This window comes from Shuttleworthella satelles DSM 14600 (assembly GCF_000160115.1).
In the GTDB taxonomy this organism is placed as follows: Bacteria; Bacillota; Clostridia; order Lachnospirales; family Lachnospiraceae; genus Shuttleworthia; species Shuttleworthia satelles.
Window position 1 is genome coordinate 1,256,300 of the sequence record NZ_GG665866.1, and the last position, 14,377, is coordinate 1,270,676.

General features: G+C 53.1%; 11 protein-coding genes and 1 riboswitch. Of the genes, 1 reads left to right on the plus strand and 10 read right to left on the minus strand.

The annotated features are described in order from the left end of the window. Window positions 1–209: 209 nt before the first annotated feature. Window positions 210–1,220, minus strand: coding sequence for an aspartate--ammonia ligase (asnA, locus tag GCWU000342_RS05675; protein WP_006906356.1), 1,011 nt, complete (start codon window positions 1,218–1,220; stop codon window positions 210–212). 50 nt (window positions 1,221–1,270) lie between these two features. Beyond that, the gene (gene asnS / locus GCWU000342_RS05680) at window positions 1,271–2,668 is read right to left on the minus strand and encodes an asparagine--tRNA ligase (RefSeq protein ID WP_045000748.1); all 1,398 of its coding nucleotides are present in this window, start codon (window positions 2,666–2,668) and stop codon (window positions 1,271–1,273) included. A 374-nt stretch (window positions 2,669–3,042) separates the two neighbouring features. Continuing rightward, a riboswitch (TPP riboswitch) is annotated at window positions 3,043–3,143 on the plus strand. Between the two features lie 28 nt (window positions 3,144–3,171). Between asnS and GCWU000342_RS05685 the strand changes: the two genes are divergently transcribed. Continuing rightward, window positions 3,172–3,858, plus strand: coding sequence for an energy-coupled thiamine transporter ThiT (locus GCWU000342_RS05685; RefSeq protein ID WP_006906359.1), 687 nt, complete (start codon window positions 3,172–3,174; stop codon window positions 3,856–3,858). Between the two features lie 150 nt (window positions 3,859–4,008). Here the strand turns inward: GCWU000342_RS05685 and GCWU000342_RS05690 are convergent, their stop codons facing one another. From GCWU000342_RS05690 to uxuA, 8 genes are all read right to left on the minus strand, one after another. Beyond that, window positions 4,009–5,238: a DUF4317 domain-containing protein gene (locus GCWU000342_RS05690; protein ID WP_006906360.1), complete on the minus strand. Its 1,230-nt coding sequence runs from the start codon at window positions 5,236–5,238 to the stop codon at window positions 4,009–4,011. Between the two features lie 179 nt (window positions 5,239–5,417). Further along, on the minus strand, window positions 5,418–6,404 hold the full coding sequence (locus tag GCWU000342_RS05695; RefSeq protein ID WP_169304665.1) for a DMT family transporter: 987 nt from the start codon (window positions 6,402–6,404) through the stop codon (window positions 5,418–5,420). Between the two features lie 193 nt (window positions 6,405–6,597). After that, on the minus strand, window positions 6,598–7,956 hold the full coding sequence (locus GCWU000342_RS05700) for an MATE family efflux transporter (protein WP_006906362.1): 1,359 nt from the start codon (window positions 7,954–7,956) through the stop codon (window positions 6,598–6,600). Window positions 7,957–8,012: 56 nt separating this feature from the next. Continuing rightward, window positions 8,013–9,332, minus strand: coding sequence for an aspartate kinase (locus GCWU000342_RS05705; RefSeq protein ID WP_006906363.1), 1,320 nt, complete (start codon window positions 9,330–9,332; stop codon window positions 8,013–8,015). 252 nt (window positions 9,333–9,584) lie between these two features. Continuing rightward, window positions 9,585–10,190 (minus strand): ECF transporter S component, encoded by a 606-nt coding sequence (locus GCWU000342_RS05710; RefSeq protein WP_049921572.1) that lies wholly within the window; start codon window positions 10,188–10,190, stop codon window positions 9,585–9,587. A 237-nt stretch (window positions 10,191–10,427) separates the two neighbouring features. After that, window positions 10,428–11,519: a sugar kinase gene (locus GCWU000342_RS05715; protein ID WP_006906366.1), complete on the minus strand. Its 1,092-nt coding sequence runs from the start codon at window positions 11,517–11,519 to the stop codon at window positions 10,428–10,430. An 81-nt stretch (window positions 11,520–11,600) separates the two neighbouring features. Further along, window positions 11,601–13,211 carry a mannitol dehydrogenase family protein gene (locus GCWU000342_RS05720; RefSeq protein WP_006906367.1) on the minus strand — a complete coding sequence of 537 codons (1,611 nt, stop codon included), beginning with the start codon at window positions 13,209–13,211 and terminating at the stop codon, window positions 11,601–11,603. A gap of 17 nt (window positions 13,212–13,228) precedes the next feature. Beyond that, a complete protein-coding gene (uxuA, locus tag GCWU000342_RS05725) occupies window positions 13,229–14,308 on the minus strand; it encodes a mannonate dehydratase (protein WP_006906368.1) in 1,080 nt (359 codons plus the stop codon). Window positions 14,309–14,377 lie beyond the last annotated feature (69 nt).

The window sequence follows — 14,377 nt, forward strand, 5'->3', positions numbered from 1 at the left end:
TGACATTCAATCTGTTCGGCCGATCCGCCCTTGGTCGCATTCCAGCCGATCCGCCATCGATCACATTCCAGCCGGTCCGCCATCGATCGCATTCCGGCCGATCCGCCATCGATCGCATTCCGGCCGATCCGCCCGCAAGACCTCTCAGCGGAGAGCAACGTCCCTGTCAACGCTTAACCGAGTCCCCCTGCTTGTAGTCACAGACTATTTCAGAGGAGAACCACTCCCCTGTCAGCCGCCGCCTTCAGGTCCTCCTGGGGCCAGATGGAGACCTGAACCTCGCCGATATGGCATTTGCGCAGGAAGAACATGCAGATACGGGACTGCCCAATTCCGCCGCCGATCGTATAGGGCAGCTTTTTCTCGAGAATCGCCTTCTGGAAGGGCAGTTCTGCTCTTTCCGGGCATCCCGCCTTAAGAAGCTGGCTTCTGAGAGCTTCCTCGTCAACACGAATTCCCATCGAGCTCAATTCCAGAGCAATGTCATCGACAGGATAGTAGACAATGATATCTCCGTTCAGACTCCAGTCGTCGTAATCAGGGGCGCGGCCATCATGCCTGTCACCGCTCTTTAGCTGATCGCCGATCTGCTCGATAAAGACAGCGCCGTGCAGCCTGGCAATCTTGTACTCCCGCTCCTTTGGCGTGCAGTCAGGGTACCTGTCCTCCAGCTCCTGTGTTGTCACGAAGCTGATGTCATCAGGCAGAAAGCATTTCACATAGTCGTATTTATTGGCTACATACTTCTCTGTGACATGAAGGGCCTCATAGACATTTTTGACAATCTTATGCAGGAATTCTGCATTGCGATCCGACTTCTCAATCACCCGCTCCCAGTCCCACTGATCCACATAGATGGAGTGAATATTATCGGTGTCCTCATCGCGGCGGATGGCGTTCATGTCGGTGTAGAGCCCCTGACCCGGAGCAAAACCATAGCGTCCGAGAGCATATCTCTTCCACTTGGCCAGAGAGTGAACAATCTCCACCTCGTGATCATTCTGCTCCTTGATTCCGAAGGCCACCGGGCGCTCCGTACCATTTAAATTGTCATTGAGACCGGAGGACGGCTCCACGAAAAGGGGCGCTGTCACACGCTGCAGGTTCAGCTCAGCGGCCAGCTGGTTCTGAAAGAAGTCCTTGACCTTCTTGATTGCAATTTGGGTGTCCTTGAGGCCAAGGGCTGACTTGTAGCCCTCGGGAATCTGAATACTGCTCATGTTTCCTCCTCCGTCGATTTGCTCAATTGATATGCCATATCATCCCGGACTTATAACTCACAGTTCCCAACGGTTCTCGGGAAGGGCAAAACGTCCCTGATATTGGCTATCCCGGTCAGATACATCACCAGGCGTTCAAAGCCCAGACCAAAACCCGCATGACGAGTCGATCCGTACTTGCGCAGATCCAGGTAGTATCCGTAGGTCGACTCGTCCATTCCGTTCTCTCGGATGCGGGATAAGAGCTTGTCGTAATCATCCTCGCGCTGAGAGCCGCCGATGATCTCCCCGATCTCGGGAACCAGGCAGTCGACAGCGGCGACTGTTCTGCCATCCTCATTCAGCTTCATGTAAAAGGCCTTGATCTCCTTGGGATAGTCGGTGACGAAGACCGGGCGCTTGAAGATCTTCTCTGTCAGGTAGCGCTCATGCTCCGTCTGCAGATCACAGCCCCAGAAGACCTTGTATTCGAACTCATCATTGTGTTTCTCAAGCTCCGCAACCGCGTCCGTATAAGAAATGCGCCCGAAGTCTGACCTGACCACATGGTTCAGGCGGTCGATAAGCCCCTTGTCCACAAAACTGTTAAAGAAGGCAATTTCTTCCGGACAATGCTCCATCACATAAGCGATGACATACTTGAGCATAGCCTCCGCCAGCTCCATAGCATCCTCCAGATCGGCGAAGGCAATCTCCGGCTCAATCATCCAGAATTCGGCCGCATGCCTCGTCGTATTGGAGTTCTCCGCGCGGAAGGTGGGTCCGAAGGTATAGATCTTCTTAAATGCCTGGGCGAAGGTCTCCCCCTGCAGCTGCCCTGAGACGGTCAGGTTGACGGGCTTGCCATAGAAATCCTGCGTGAAATCAACATTGCCCTTTTCATCCACAGGCACGTCCTTTAAGTCCAGAGTCGTCGCCTGAAACATTTCTCCGGCTCCCTCGGCATCCGAAGAAGTCAGGATGGGAGTATGGGTATAGACAAAATCCCTCTCCTGGAAGAATTTATGAATGGCATATGCCGCCACGCTTCTCACTCGAAAAGCCGCTTCAAAGGTATTGGTTCTGGCCCTGAGATGGGGCAGGGTGCGCAAATACTCTAAGGTATGGCGCTTCTTCTGCAAAGGATAGTCCGGAGTGGACGGCCCCTCGACCTCGATCTCAGTCGCCTGAATCTCAAAGGGCTGCTTCATCTCAGGAGTCAGGGTCACCAGACCGGTCACCCAGACGGCCGCCCCGACATTCTGGTGAGAGATCTCCTCGTAATTGGCAAGCTTATCCGCGGAAAAAACCACCTGTACAGGGGTAAAGAAGCTTCCGTCATTTAAGACCATGAAGGAGAAATTCTTGGAATTTCGGATGCTTCTGACCCATCCTCCGACGGTCACTTCTTTTTCTCCGTAATCCTCATAGTTCCGCTGCAGCGTACGGACATCCAACTTCTCAGCCATCTTCCTCTCCTTCATCTTGGAAAACATAAAAATTAAGCTATAGTTTAGACCATACCGGCTCCCATTTCAACCAAAGCCAAGCCCGCTTGCTCCCTTGCTCCGGCCTCGGTACTTCCTTCTCTCTGCCCCCGGCCATTTCTTCTATACTCCGGCCTCTGTCATACACCCTTGCTCAGATCCCTGTCGGCTCTGCTATTTTCTCTGCAGATTTCTATCCTTTTCCTTTCTGGTTCTTGTCTCTTCCTTTCTGGCTATTGCCATTCTCCCTTTCTGGCTCTTGCCATTCCCCCTTCCTGGTTCCTGTCACTTCCTTTTCCGACTCCTGCCATTCCCCCTTGACAATCCTCCCTTATGTGGTAGCCTGATTGATGTAAATATATCGCTGGGGGTGCCCTGTGGCTGAGAGAAGCATATGCTTCGACCCTTATTACTTGATCCGGATCATACCGGCGTAAGGAAGCAAGATTCCCACCCCCCGCGAAACAGTCAAGGGAGGTTTTTTTATGTCTTTACTCGCAAATGTCGGCGCCGACGGAACTTATTCTCTCACGGTCTGGGGCTATACCGCCCTGGTCATCGCTCTGATTGCCATTCTTCTGCTGGGCAATCTTCTCTTTGGAAGAAAGAGAGCCTTTTCCGCCAGAGAGATCTCCTTTGCAGCCATGGCCATCGCCCTTGGCACGGTTGCATCCATGATCAAGATCTTCAATATGCCCATGGGTGGTTCCGTCACCTTACTCTCCATGCTCTTCATCGTCCTGGTCGGTAACTGGTATGGCATTGGCATGGGGCTGTCCGCGGCTTTTGCCTACGGGATCCTCCAGCTGCTCTTAGGCCCTTACATCATCAGCCTTCCCCAGATGATCTGTGACTACATTCTGGCCTTCGGTGCCCTTGGACTCTCCGGGCTCTTCTCCAGGTCCAAAAATGGTCTCATCAAGGGTTATATCCTCGCTGTTCTCGGCCGCTATTTCTTCGCCGTGCTCTCCGGCGTCATCTTTTTCGGCGTCTACGCGGAGGGGGTCAGCTTCGCCGGACATGATTTCTCCGGGCAGCCCCTGCTCTACTCTCTGTCCTATAACGGTCTCTATCTCTTCACCGAGGCTGTCATTACCCTTCTGATCATCGCGATCCCGCCGGTTCGCAAGGGACTGATCCGAATCCGCGAGATGGCTCTCGGAGAGGCATAAGGCAAACGCGGGCCTCTTTTCCAAAAGCTTTTTCAGGCGGCCCGCCTTCTCAAAAGCTTTTCTCAGGCAAGCCGCCTTCTTAAAAGCTCTTCTCAGACAGACCGCCTTCCCAAAAGCACCTCTCAGACAAGCCGATTCCCAAGGGTCTTCTTAAAAGAGATAGTCCTCGCCGTTTAGTGTAGCCCGATCGTCCGCTTCCAGAGGGATGATCAGGCATTTTCGCCCGTCCACAAAGCTGGTCTCCACCTCATCCAGACGCTCATCCGGCAGCTTGACGACAACGTCGATGGACTTGCCGTCCCTCGCAATGACGCCGGCGGCCTCCAGCTGATCGGTCAGTTCGACCACCTTCTTCTGCAGGCTCTTCTTCTCCTTGCGAACCTCGTTGTCCTTGAGAAGCTTCGTATCCAGCAAGTCTTCTGCATTCGGCGTCTCCTCCTTAAAGAAGTCCTCAAACCTGGCGCCGACTTTCTCGGACCTGTCCTCTTCCATGCCGGACTCCTTTAAGATATCAAGCAGATCCTCTTTTGTCAGCGGCAGGGGCTCCTCATCTCCCCTGCGATCCTCCTCGATCGCAATGAAGTCACTCAGATTGGACTGAACATCTAAGAGCATGTCCTCCGCGGCATCCTGGTCAGCGGACAGATCGCGGCAGACCATATGACCGAAGGCGTCCCTCTTCTCAGCTGCCGTCAGCCTGGGCTGACATCCCATTCCATTCTCCCAGAATTCCTTATGTGGTTCTCTGGCCTTCTTGGCGTACATGAGGACATGGTGAATATCTGTCGCCCTATCATCAAAGGCCGGAAAGAGAAATCCGGTATCCACCGGCCCGACAACCCAGTCGCGAACTCTGGCGGCGATGGAATTGTCCTCCTCCCGGTAGCCTAAGCCCGGCTTGGACAGAGCTACCGGACAGATTGCGCAGAGAATGTAGTCAAAGGCCTCTGCGGACTCGTCCAGATCAATATTGTCAGAGCTTCTGCTCATCACATCATAGACGTCGTGAAAGAGCAGGATCAGATAGTTGCCGACAAAATCATAGGTCTCTATGACATGATCATAGAAGCGATCCAGGACAGTCTCCTCTTCGATTGCGGTATTGCGAAGAGCCATCAGCAGGTGCTGACGACCACCCTCCTCTTCTTCCTCCAAAGGGAATTCCAATTCCAGCAGCTGATTTCCCAGTTTCCCGGACAGGACCTTGTTGGCGATCTCCAGGTACTTGGAGAACTCATCATCCTCCAAATTGAGAAAGGACTGGTTGAAGCTGGTCACCTTATTTTTCTGGGCATCGACATAACAGCCGGCCATACGGGAAAAGGACACCGTCTCCCTCTTTAATCTTCTCTTCAGCTCTGTGACTTCCTTCTGAATCATCTTGCATACACCTCGATTCTTATCTGCCAATCCCTATCCAGCTGTCACACTCCCAGTGACTGAAAGCAATTACTGAGTGTATACGCAAAACTTTTCCATCACAAGACTTGAAAAATACACTGAAATTCGCTAGTAAAAATATACTGCTATTCGCCAGGGTTCCCATCGCCCGTGTTCTCTCACTCTCCAAACAGAGTCGCGAGCAGAATTGCAGTAAATAAGACGGCGCAGCCAAAAATCTCTATGGCCGACAGGGCCTGATGGAGAAAAAACCAGCCGGCGACCGCGGAAATCACTGATTCAAAGCACATGAGAATCGATGCCAGGGTCGGATTCATTCCTCTCTGCCCTATGATCTGCAGGGTGAAAGCGACTCCACTGGAAAGAACTCCCGCATAGAGCAGGGGAAAGATAGCCAGACCGATATCCTCGATCCTGGGATGCTCCAGCGCCAGGGCAAAGACAAAACTGAGGGCGGACGACACGGCAAACTGAATCATGGCAAAGACCGCCCCATCACAGTAGGAAGAGCGGTGACCCACATACATGATATGAACCGCGAAACAAAGTCCCGAGACCAGCTCCAGTCCATCACTGACATTCAAAGAGAGATGTCCGCCCTTTATGGACAAGAGATAGAGACCAAGAACAGAAAGAAGCACACAGCCCCAAATCATCTTCCTGACTCTCTTGCCCAGGAAAATGCCGAGAACGGGCACAAAAATCACATACATGGCCGTAAAGAAACCGGCCTTGGCCGTTGTTGTGCCGGCAATGCCCAACTGCTGCACATTGGACGCGACAAAGACAATCACTCCCAGGATGGATCCGCTGATCAGCTCCCTCTTCGTCACGAGAGCCCTCTGTCCTCTTCGGCCTGGAATAAATACATTGTCCGGCCGGTTCTCCCGCTCGGGGCGGGCAGAAATACCCCTGGCCCGAAAGAGAAGGGTCACGGGAATCAGAAAGAGAAAGCCAATCAGATTGCGGACTGCCGTGAAACTGAAGGCGGCCAGATGATTTGCGCCAAGACTCTGCGCGACGAAAGCAGTTCCCCAAATCAGAGTCGCGGTAAAAATCAAGGACGCATTCCCAAATTCCGATTTTCTGACGGTCTGCGCGCCCGCTGTCTGTATTCCCGCCATTTGGATTCCAGCTTCCTGCATAGGTCCTCCTTTCATTTCCTGCCGCTTTAGCAGACTAAAATCTCCCTAAAACCACACGAAACGCATTCCCCAGATCGGAAATGCGTTTCGCTCTTATCATATGTCAGCCCCGTGGGGCTTTCGCTTTTCTATATCCTAACACAGGATTTGGCGCAGGGTAAGCCCTATTTTACTTTTCGGCAAATTTTCCCTCTCAGCCTCTGGTCAGATTTTTAAGCCACTGATACTTCTGAAAGTGATAGCAGACCCACGGAATCTTACCCAGTTCATCCAGGCAGGTGCAGGCATAGACGGCAAGAACAGGCCAGTGGAAATAAAACGCGCCCGCAAGCGCCACTGGAATTGAAATCCCCCACATGGCAACGACCAGAGAATACAGATCAAAAATGGTATCTCCGCCCGAATCAAAAATGCCATTGATCATGACGGTGTTGACGGTTCTCCCGATCATGTAGAAGGCCTGCACAAGCATCATCCCTGTCAGATAGGACTGAGCAAGCGGCGTCAGCTTGAGCCCCGCGACAACAGGGATGGTCAAAAGGAGAACCATTCCCATGGAAACAAATCCGATGAAAAAGGAAATATCCCTCAGGCGAATTCCGATCCTCCGGGCCTCTTCCTGATTGCCCGCTCCCAATTCCTGTCCGAGAAGAATCCCTCCCGCGGCCGCGATCCCGTTGCAGAGACAGCAGATCAGATCCCTCACGACCGACGCGACCGAGTTGGCCGCGGCGGCATCCGCTCCCAGATGACCCACGATCGCTGTATAGGCGCTGAAGCCTGCTCCCCAGAGCAGAGAGGCTCCCAGAAGGGGCAGGCTGACTCTGATGAAATCTCTGCTGAGAACGGAATCCACTTTCAGGAGATTGGCGGTTCTCGGGTGCAGATATCCCGGTCGACAGGACAAAAACAGACAGATCACAAGCTCAGCCAGCCTTGAAATCACGGTGGCAATCGCGGCCCCCTCCGCTCTCAGCTGCGGAATCGGACCGATCCCAAAGATAAAGACCGCGTTAAAGGCAATATTCATGAGAACCGCCGCGCTTGATACATAGAGGGCAGATCTGGCATGATCTGATATTTTCATGAAGACCTGATAGGACTGGGAAATTCCCATCAGCAGATAAGACCAGGCGGCAATCCGCAGATATCTTCCCCCCAGTTCAATCAACAGCCCGTCAGAGCTGTAAATCATCATCAGCTGCCGGGAGATGAAAAAAGAGGCCCCAAAAAAGACAAGGTCCACCAGAGCCATGATTCGCAGCATGATATGAAAGATGTGATCCAGGCTCTCCGGATCTTTCTTGCCCCAGTACTGCGCTGCCAGGACACTGCCCCCGCTGGCGATTCCAAGAATGAAAATGGACATGACAAATGAGATCTGAGCCGCCAGGGCGACAGCTGCCATGGCGTTTTGCTCCAGAAGTCCCAGCATAAGAGCGTCTGCCGCCGCGACAGAGGCAAGCAGAAGGCTCTGCAAGGCAATCGGCCAGGCCAGATGCCAGAGTCTGCGGTTAAATCTCGAATCCCCAAAAATCTCCCTGATTTTCATCTAAGCCTCCCAGCGAAGTGATCCCGGCTCATTTATGGGGACAGGGGATTTTGCCATCACAGATTGATTGTCACAAAAATATCGTAGATGGCCTTGATTGCCCCTTCAAAGTCCTCATTGGCAACGCCGATAATAATATTGAGCTCTGAAGATCCCTGATCCATCATGCGAACGTTGATGTGGGCATGAGCCAGGGCGGAGAAAATCCTGCCGGCGGTACCCCGCATCGACTTCATTCCCCGGCCGACGACAGCGATCAGCGCCAGATCAGATTCGATTTCCACCTGATCCGGTCGGGTCAGACGGTGGATCTCAGAGACAACCGCCTGCTCCTTGTGGAGGAACTCGTCCTCGTGCACCACAATCGTCATCGTATCGATCCCTGAGGGCATATGCTCAAAGGAAATACCGTTGTCCTCGAAGGACTGAAGAACCTTGCGGCCAAAGCCGATCTCTGAATTCATCAGATCTTTGGTGATCGAAACGGCGCAGAAACCCTTCTTTCCGGCAATTCCCGTAATGGTAAACTGGGGCTTTCTTGCAGTGGACTCCACAATCCATGTGCCTTCCGCATCCGGGGCATTTGTGTTCTTTATATTGATGGGAATCCCCTTGGACCGGACCGGGAAAATCGCGTCCTCATGCAGAACAGATGCTCCCATATAGGAGAGCTCCCTGAGCTCCCGGTAAGTCAGAGTATCTATGGACACGGGATTGTGAATGATGCGGGGATCAGCGACCATGAAGCCTGAGACATCGGTCCAGTTCTCATAGACATCTGCCCCGGCAACAGCCGCGACGACAGAGCCTGTGACATCAGAGCCTCCCCGGGAGAAGGTCTTGACCCTTCCGTCGAAGCCGCATCCATAGAAGCCCGGGATAATGGCCTTCTCAACGCCTGCCAGGCTTTTCCCCAGGACCCTTTCGGTCTTGTTCATATCTAAAAAACCATCTTGGTCAAAGAAGATATTCTCCGCGGGTTCGATAAAGCGATAGTCCAGATAGTTTGCCATGAGCTTTCCGTTCAGCTGTTCTCCGCGGGAGGCGGCAAAGTCAAGACTGGGTTCTTTCTTCAGACTCTCCTCAATCTGATCGAAATCCTCGTCCAAACGAATGGATAAATTCAGCTGATCTATGATCTCCTGGTACCTGTCTTTGATGGCCATGAGCTGTCGGTGTGGATCTGACCCCTCCGCGGCAATCCGATAGGCCTCCAAAAGCATATCCGTCACCTTCGTGTCTCCCTCAAAGCGCTTTCCCGGCGCGCTCGGAACCACATAAGAACGATTTGGATCGCTTTTGATGATCTCTCCCACCTTCTCGAACTGTCTGGCATCCGCAAGAGAACTGCCGCCGAATTTTACAACTTTTTTCATGAAACCCTCGCGATCTTCTTTCCACTGCCCGGAATCTATTTTTCACAGGCAGATGATTCATACTTTGTCCGTGTACAGCAAACAGCTGTGCGTCACTAGTCGAAATGGTAACACAAGAGGAGCGCGGATGCTACTCTTTTACAGTTTCTTCATCGCTTCTGACAGCCTTCTTACTGCTTCTTTTTGTATGCAAAGTCTCTTCTGCCTATAAACAGCTATACTGCATTTATGAGCTTCTCCTCTTCTGTCCGTTCACATTTCTTCGTTTTTTCCCTTGATCAGGTGGGCCTTCGACAATGTCGCGACAACGGGTCCGGTCACCACCGCCGCCACAAGCATCTCAAAGAGCGCATTGCCCGCGATGATCGACAGGATAAAGGCGAGGACATTTCTGCCCGCCATCATCTTCTGCAGGTAGGCTGTCTGTCCGAAGAGGAGGACAATCCCCGACATGAAAAACAGGGTGTTAAAGAAGGCGGACAAAAAGCCGACCAGGGAGCCGCTGATCAGGGGATTGGTCAGCTTGCGAAAGCCCCTGTATAAGAGACCGACGAGTACTCCGTCCAGGATACGTGGGAAAAAACAGAGAAGAGCCGTCGCAAGCGGCGACATATTAAAGAGAATACTGGTCATCCCGCTACTCCCCAGAAGCGCCTTGAGCAGGGAGGCCAGTCCCCAGATCGCTCCGGCGGCCAGACCTCCTGCCGGTCCCAGGGCCACAGCCGTCACAGAGACCGGCACCATGGCTAAAGAAACCGTGATCGCTCCCAAGGGCACCGTCACAAATTGCAGTACAAAAATCAGAGCCGTCATCAGGGCCATGATCGCCAGTGAGTTACTTCTTGTCCTCGTATTCATCATTTTCCTCCGTTATCGTTCCCCGCTTTCACCTGGTCCTCGGCATGCAAAACGCACCGCTGTCGCTCCAATCCGGATGCAATGCGATGCGTCTTGACGCAGGCTTCAGACCAGGCTTCCACTTTGGGATACAACACATTGTCTTTACCTGTGCATTATAGTTTTCTCAGACCCAAAAGGTCAACAAATGAATCCTCGGCGCCACACGCGATATAAGCCTTGCGGCGCCATCAATTCTCAGCGCTGCACGCGGGCGCCTGCGCCGCCCATGATTGCCTCAACCTCGTCCTTTGATGCCATGGTGGTATCACCGGGCGTAGTCATGGCCAGGGCTCCATGAGCCGCTCCGTAATTGACAGCGAGCGCGGCGTCGCCGGTCGTCATCAGACCATAGATCAGGCCGGAGGCGAAGGAATCGCCGCCGCCGACCCGGTCCATAATCTCAAGGTTCTGATAATCCCTTGCCTTATGGATCTGTCCATCCGCCCAGCAGAGAGCCGACCAGTCGTTTACTGTAGCGGTCTTAACCGTGCGAAGCGTTGTCGCCACCGCCTTGAAGTTGGGATAGGTCTGAACCGCCGTCTCAATCATCTTCTTATAGCCGTCGACATTGAGCTCCTTGAGTGACGCGTCCTGTCCCTCGATCTGAAATCCCAGACAGGCAGTGAAATCCTCCTCATTGCCGATCATGACGTCGACGTGGGAAGCGATTTCACGGTTCACCTCCTGGGCCTTGGCCTGACCGCCGATCGCAGACCACATGGAGGGACGGTAGTTGAGATCGTAGGACACCAGAGTTCCGTACTTCTTTGCCGTCTTGATCGCCTCAATCACCGTCCTGGACGCCTGCTCGGATAGAGCCGCGTAGATACCGCCGGTGTGAAGCCACTTGACGCCAAGCTCCCCAAAGATATAGTCGAAATCGAAATCCTCCGGTCTCGCCTGCGAGATGGCGGTATTTGCCCGGTCAGAGCAGCCCTTGGCCCCCCGGATACCGAATCCCCGCTCTGTGAAATTGAGGCCGTTGCGGCAGAGACGTCCGATTCCATCTGTCTTCTTCCAGACGACCAGAGAGGTATCAACACCTCCCTGCAGCATGAAGTCCTCGACCAGCTTACCGACCTCGTTGTCGGCAAGAGCGGTAAGTACCGCCGTCTTCAGGCCAAAGCACTTGCGCAGGCCCCGGATGACATTGTACTCTCCGCCGCCCTCCCAGGCGCGAAATTGCCTGGCCGTGCGGATCCGGCCTTCTCCCGGATCCAGACGAAGCATTACCTCTCCCAGAGACACCGCGTCAAAGGTCGCGTCTTCTCTTAATTTCAAATCCATACTATCCTCCTAAAGAATGTGCCTGATTTTAAATGTACCTGATTTTCCTGCCAAAATGTACCGCCAAAGGATATCCTCCCCTTAAGCAGTGTACTTTTTCAATGTCGCGCGGACAGCGCCGGGACCCGCAATCAACTCCTCAAAATAGGAAATCACCGTCTTGTCCATGCCGATTTCGGACAGATCAAGACCAAAGATCTGCTCATTTGTAAGCAGAGGCGCCACCCTGGAGGCAGCATCCTTATCGCCCAGGCGGATGTCCTTTACATATTCCGATGCCGAGGCAAGAAGGGGATCGGGAGATGGCTCAAAGGCTCTGCCCTCATCGTCAAGAGCCATCAGGTAGCGAAGCCAGCCTGCGAATACCAGGGGGATCAGCTTGAGATCAGCGACATCCAAAGAAGGATCCGCCAGATATCTCTTGATCGTCTCTCCGAAACGGATGGCCAGCTTCTGTGATGTATCCGTGGCAATTCGCTGTGGCGTATCGGGCATAAAGGGGTTTGGAATTCGAACCTTCAGCACCGTATCGATGAACTCTCTGGGATCCAGTACGCCGGGATCAACAACCACCGGAAGCCCCTCTTTGTAGCCGATGATCTCAACCATTGCCTTGAGCTGCGGATCCTTCATCTCCTCGGAGATCTTCTGGTAGCCGAGCAGACAGCCATAGACAGCCAGCGCCGTATGGAGGGGATTTAAGCAGGTGCAGACCTTCATCTTCTCCACCTTGTCCACAGTCTCGCGATCTGTGAAGATAACGCCTGCTTTCTCAAGCGCGGGACGACCGTTGGGGAAAGAATCCTCTATCACCAGATACTGGGTCTCCTCCGCGTTGACAAAGGGAGCGACCCAAGTGTTTTTGCCGGTGACAACCGGGTCGAGTCCGGACAGGTCATCCTTTCGAAGGATCTCCTCCACAGAAGCGTCTGGCCTGGGCGTAATTTTATCAATCATGGACCAGGGGAAGGAAACCTTAGACTTGTCATTGACATAGTCGTAAAAACCGGTCTCTGCCCTGCCGTTTTTCGTCCACTCCCTGGCAAACGCAGAGATCGCCTCATAGAGCTTGTCCCCGTTATGAGAGCAGTTGTCTGTAGAAACCATGGCAATCGGTCTGGCTCCGCTCTGATAGCGGGCATAGAGCAGAGAGGCAACCTTTCCCATGTAACTTTCCGGCGCCCCGGGGCCGGCCTGATAATCATCCGCAACAGCAGGGAGTAAGTCCCCCTTGCCGTCTACCAGCGAATATCCCTTTTCTGTAATGGTGAAAGTGACCATCTGCAGAGAATCCTTGCTGAAGATCTCCCTGAGGCGCTTATACTCTGCCTGATTGGAGGACTCCAAAATGCAGGACTCCGCAATGGATCCGACCACCGTCTTATCTACTCCGCCGTCAGCCTTCAGAGTTACCAGGATAGAATAATTGTCATGGGGGCGATACATCTTCTCTATAATTTCAGCGTCAAAGCCCTCCGCGACAATCAGTCCCTGGTCGCTGGCGCCGGTATTCAGCAATTCCTGGGCCAGGTTGGCCTGAAAAGCGCGAAAAATATTCCCTGCCCCGAAATGAATCCAGCTGGGATTTGCCTTTGTTGTCTCAATCATGGCCTTTCGATCATACCGAGGGAGCTGATAGTCCTTGCTCTCCCACTCGGCGCTTTTTGCCAGACCCTTCTCCGTTAATTCCATATCCTTTCCTCCTTCCGTCAGCGTCTGCTCTGACTCTTGTTGATCGCCTCCCAGAGACCGACAAGATACGCAGCTCCTAAAGCCCGATCGTAGAGACCGTAACCCGGCATGGCCTTCTCTCCCCAGATCATGCGGCCATGATCCGGTCGAATAGGACCATCAAATCCGATATCATACAAAGCCTTCATGATTTCATACATGTCGAAGCTGCCATCCTCAGACAGGTGCGCCGCCTCTTCGAAGTCAGTCGGGCTGTTGAACTTAAGGTTTCTCACGTGGGCAAAATGAATCCGTCCCCTCAGAGAGCGGATGATATCGGGAAGGTCATTTTCCAGATTCGTTCCCAGAGATCCGGTGCAAAGCGTCACCCCATTGTGGACGTCATCCACCATCTCCATCAGGCGAAGGAGGTTCTTCTTGTTGGTGATAATGCGGGGAAGCCCGAAGACAGACCAGGCGGGATCATCCGGATGGATCGCCATCTTAATGTCATACTTGTTGCAGACCGGCATAATTCTCTCGAGAAAATATTTGAGATTGTCAAAGAGCTTGTCATCGTCAATCTCATACTCCCTGTAGAGGGCAAACATCTCCCTGACATGCTCCATGCGCTCAGGTTCCCAGCCTGGCATCACAGAACCATTCATGTCCCCGGAGATGGATTCGAACATCTTCTCAGGATCCAGAGCGTCAACAGCCTCCTGTGTGTAGGCCAGGACTGTAGAAGCGTCTGCCCTCTCCCTGGCCAGCTCCGTTCTTGTCCAGTCAAAGACGGGCATGAAATTATAGCAGACCAGGTGGATGTCCTCCCTGCCCAGATTCTCAAGACTTGCAATGTAATTGTCGATCAGTCGATCTCTGTTTGGCGTTCCAAGCTTGATTTCCTCGTGAACATTGACAGACTCAATTCCGGCGACGTGAAGCCCCGCGGCCTCTACCTCCTCCTTCATGGATCGAATCGCCTCCCGGGTCCAGACCTCCCCCGGCTGTGTGTCATAGAGCGTCGTAATAAGACCTGTCACATAGCGAATCTGGCGGATCTGTTCCAGGCTGACGGTATCAAAACTGGAGCCATACCAGCGCATCGTCATTTCCATATCCTGCTTCCTCCTTGTTATGAATATATGTTCTAGTTCTCATTATATCGGCCAGATGGATTTGATACA

Excerpts from the sequence above, each read along its gene's own strand:
- asnA (WP_006906356.1), bottom strand. The coding sequence starts at position 1,220 with ATGAGCAGTATTCAGATTCCCGAGGGCTACAAGTCAGCCCTTGGCCTC.
- asnS (WP_045000748.1), bottom strand. The coding sequence starts at position 2,668 with ATGGCTGAGAAGTTGGATGTCCGTACGCTGCAGCGGAACTATGAGGAT.
- GCWU000342_RS05685 (WP_006906359.1), top strand. The coding sequence starts at position 3,172 with ATGTCTTTACTCGCAAATGTCGGCGCCGACGGAACTTATTCTCTCACG.
- GCWU000342_RS05690 (WP_006906360.1), bottom strand. The coding sequence starts at position 5,238 with ATGATTCAGAAGGAAGTCACAGAGCTGAAGAGAAGATTAAAGAGGGAG.
- GCWU000342_RS05695 (WP_169304665.1), bottom strand. The coding sequence starts at position 6,404 with ATGCAGGAAGCTGGAATCCAAATGGCGGGAATACAGACAGCGGGCGCG.
- GCWU000342_RS05700 (WP_006906362.1), bottom strand. The coding sequence starts at position 7,956 with ATGAAAATCAGGGAGATTTTTGGGGATTCGAGATTTAACCGCAGACTC.
- GCWU000342_RS05705 (WP_006906363.1), bottom strand. The coding sequence starts at position 9,332 with ATGAAAAAAGTTGTAAAATTCGGCGGCAGTTCTCTTGCGGATGCCAGA.
- GCWU000342_RS05710 (WP_049921572.1), bottom strand. The coding sequence starts at position 10,190 with ATGAATACGAGGACAAGAAGTAACTCACTGGCGATCATGGCCCTGATG.
- GCWU000342_RS05715 (WP_006906366.1), bottom strand. The coding sequence starts at position 11,519 with ATGGATTTGAAATTAAGAGAAGACGCGACCTTTGACGCGGTGTCTCTG.
- GCWU000342_RS05720 (WP_006906367.1), bottom strand. The coding sequence starts at position 13,211 with ATGGAATTAACGGAGAAGGGTCTGGCAAAAAGCGCCGAGTGGGAGAGC.
- uxuA (WP_006906368.1), bottom strand. The coding sequence starts at position 14,308 with ATGGAAATGACGATGCGCTGGTATGGCTCCAGTTTTGATACCGTCAGC.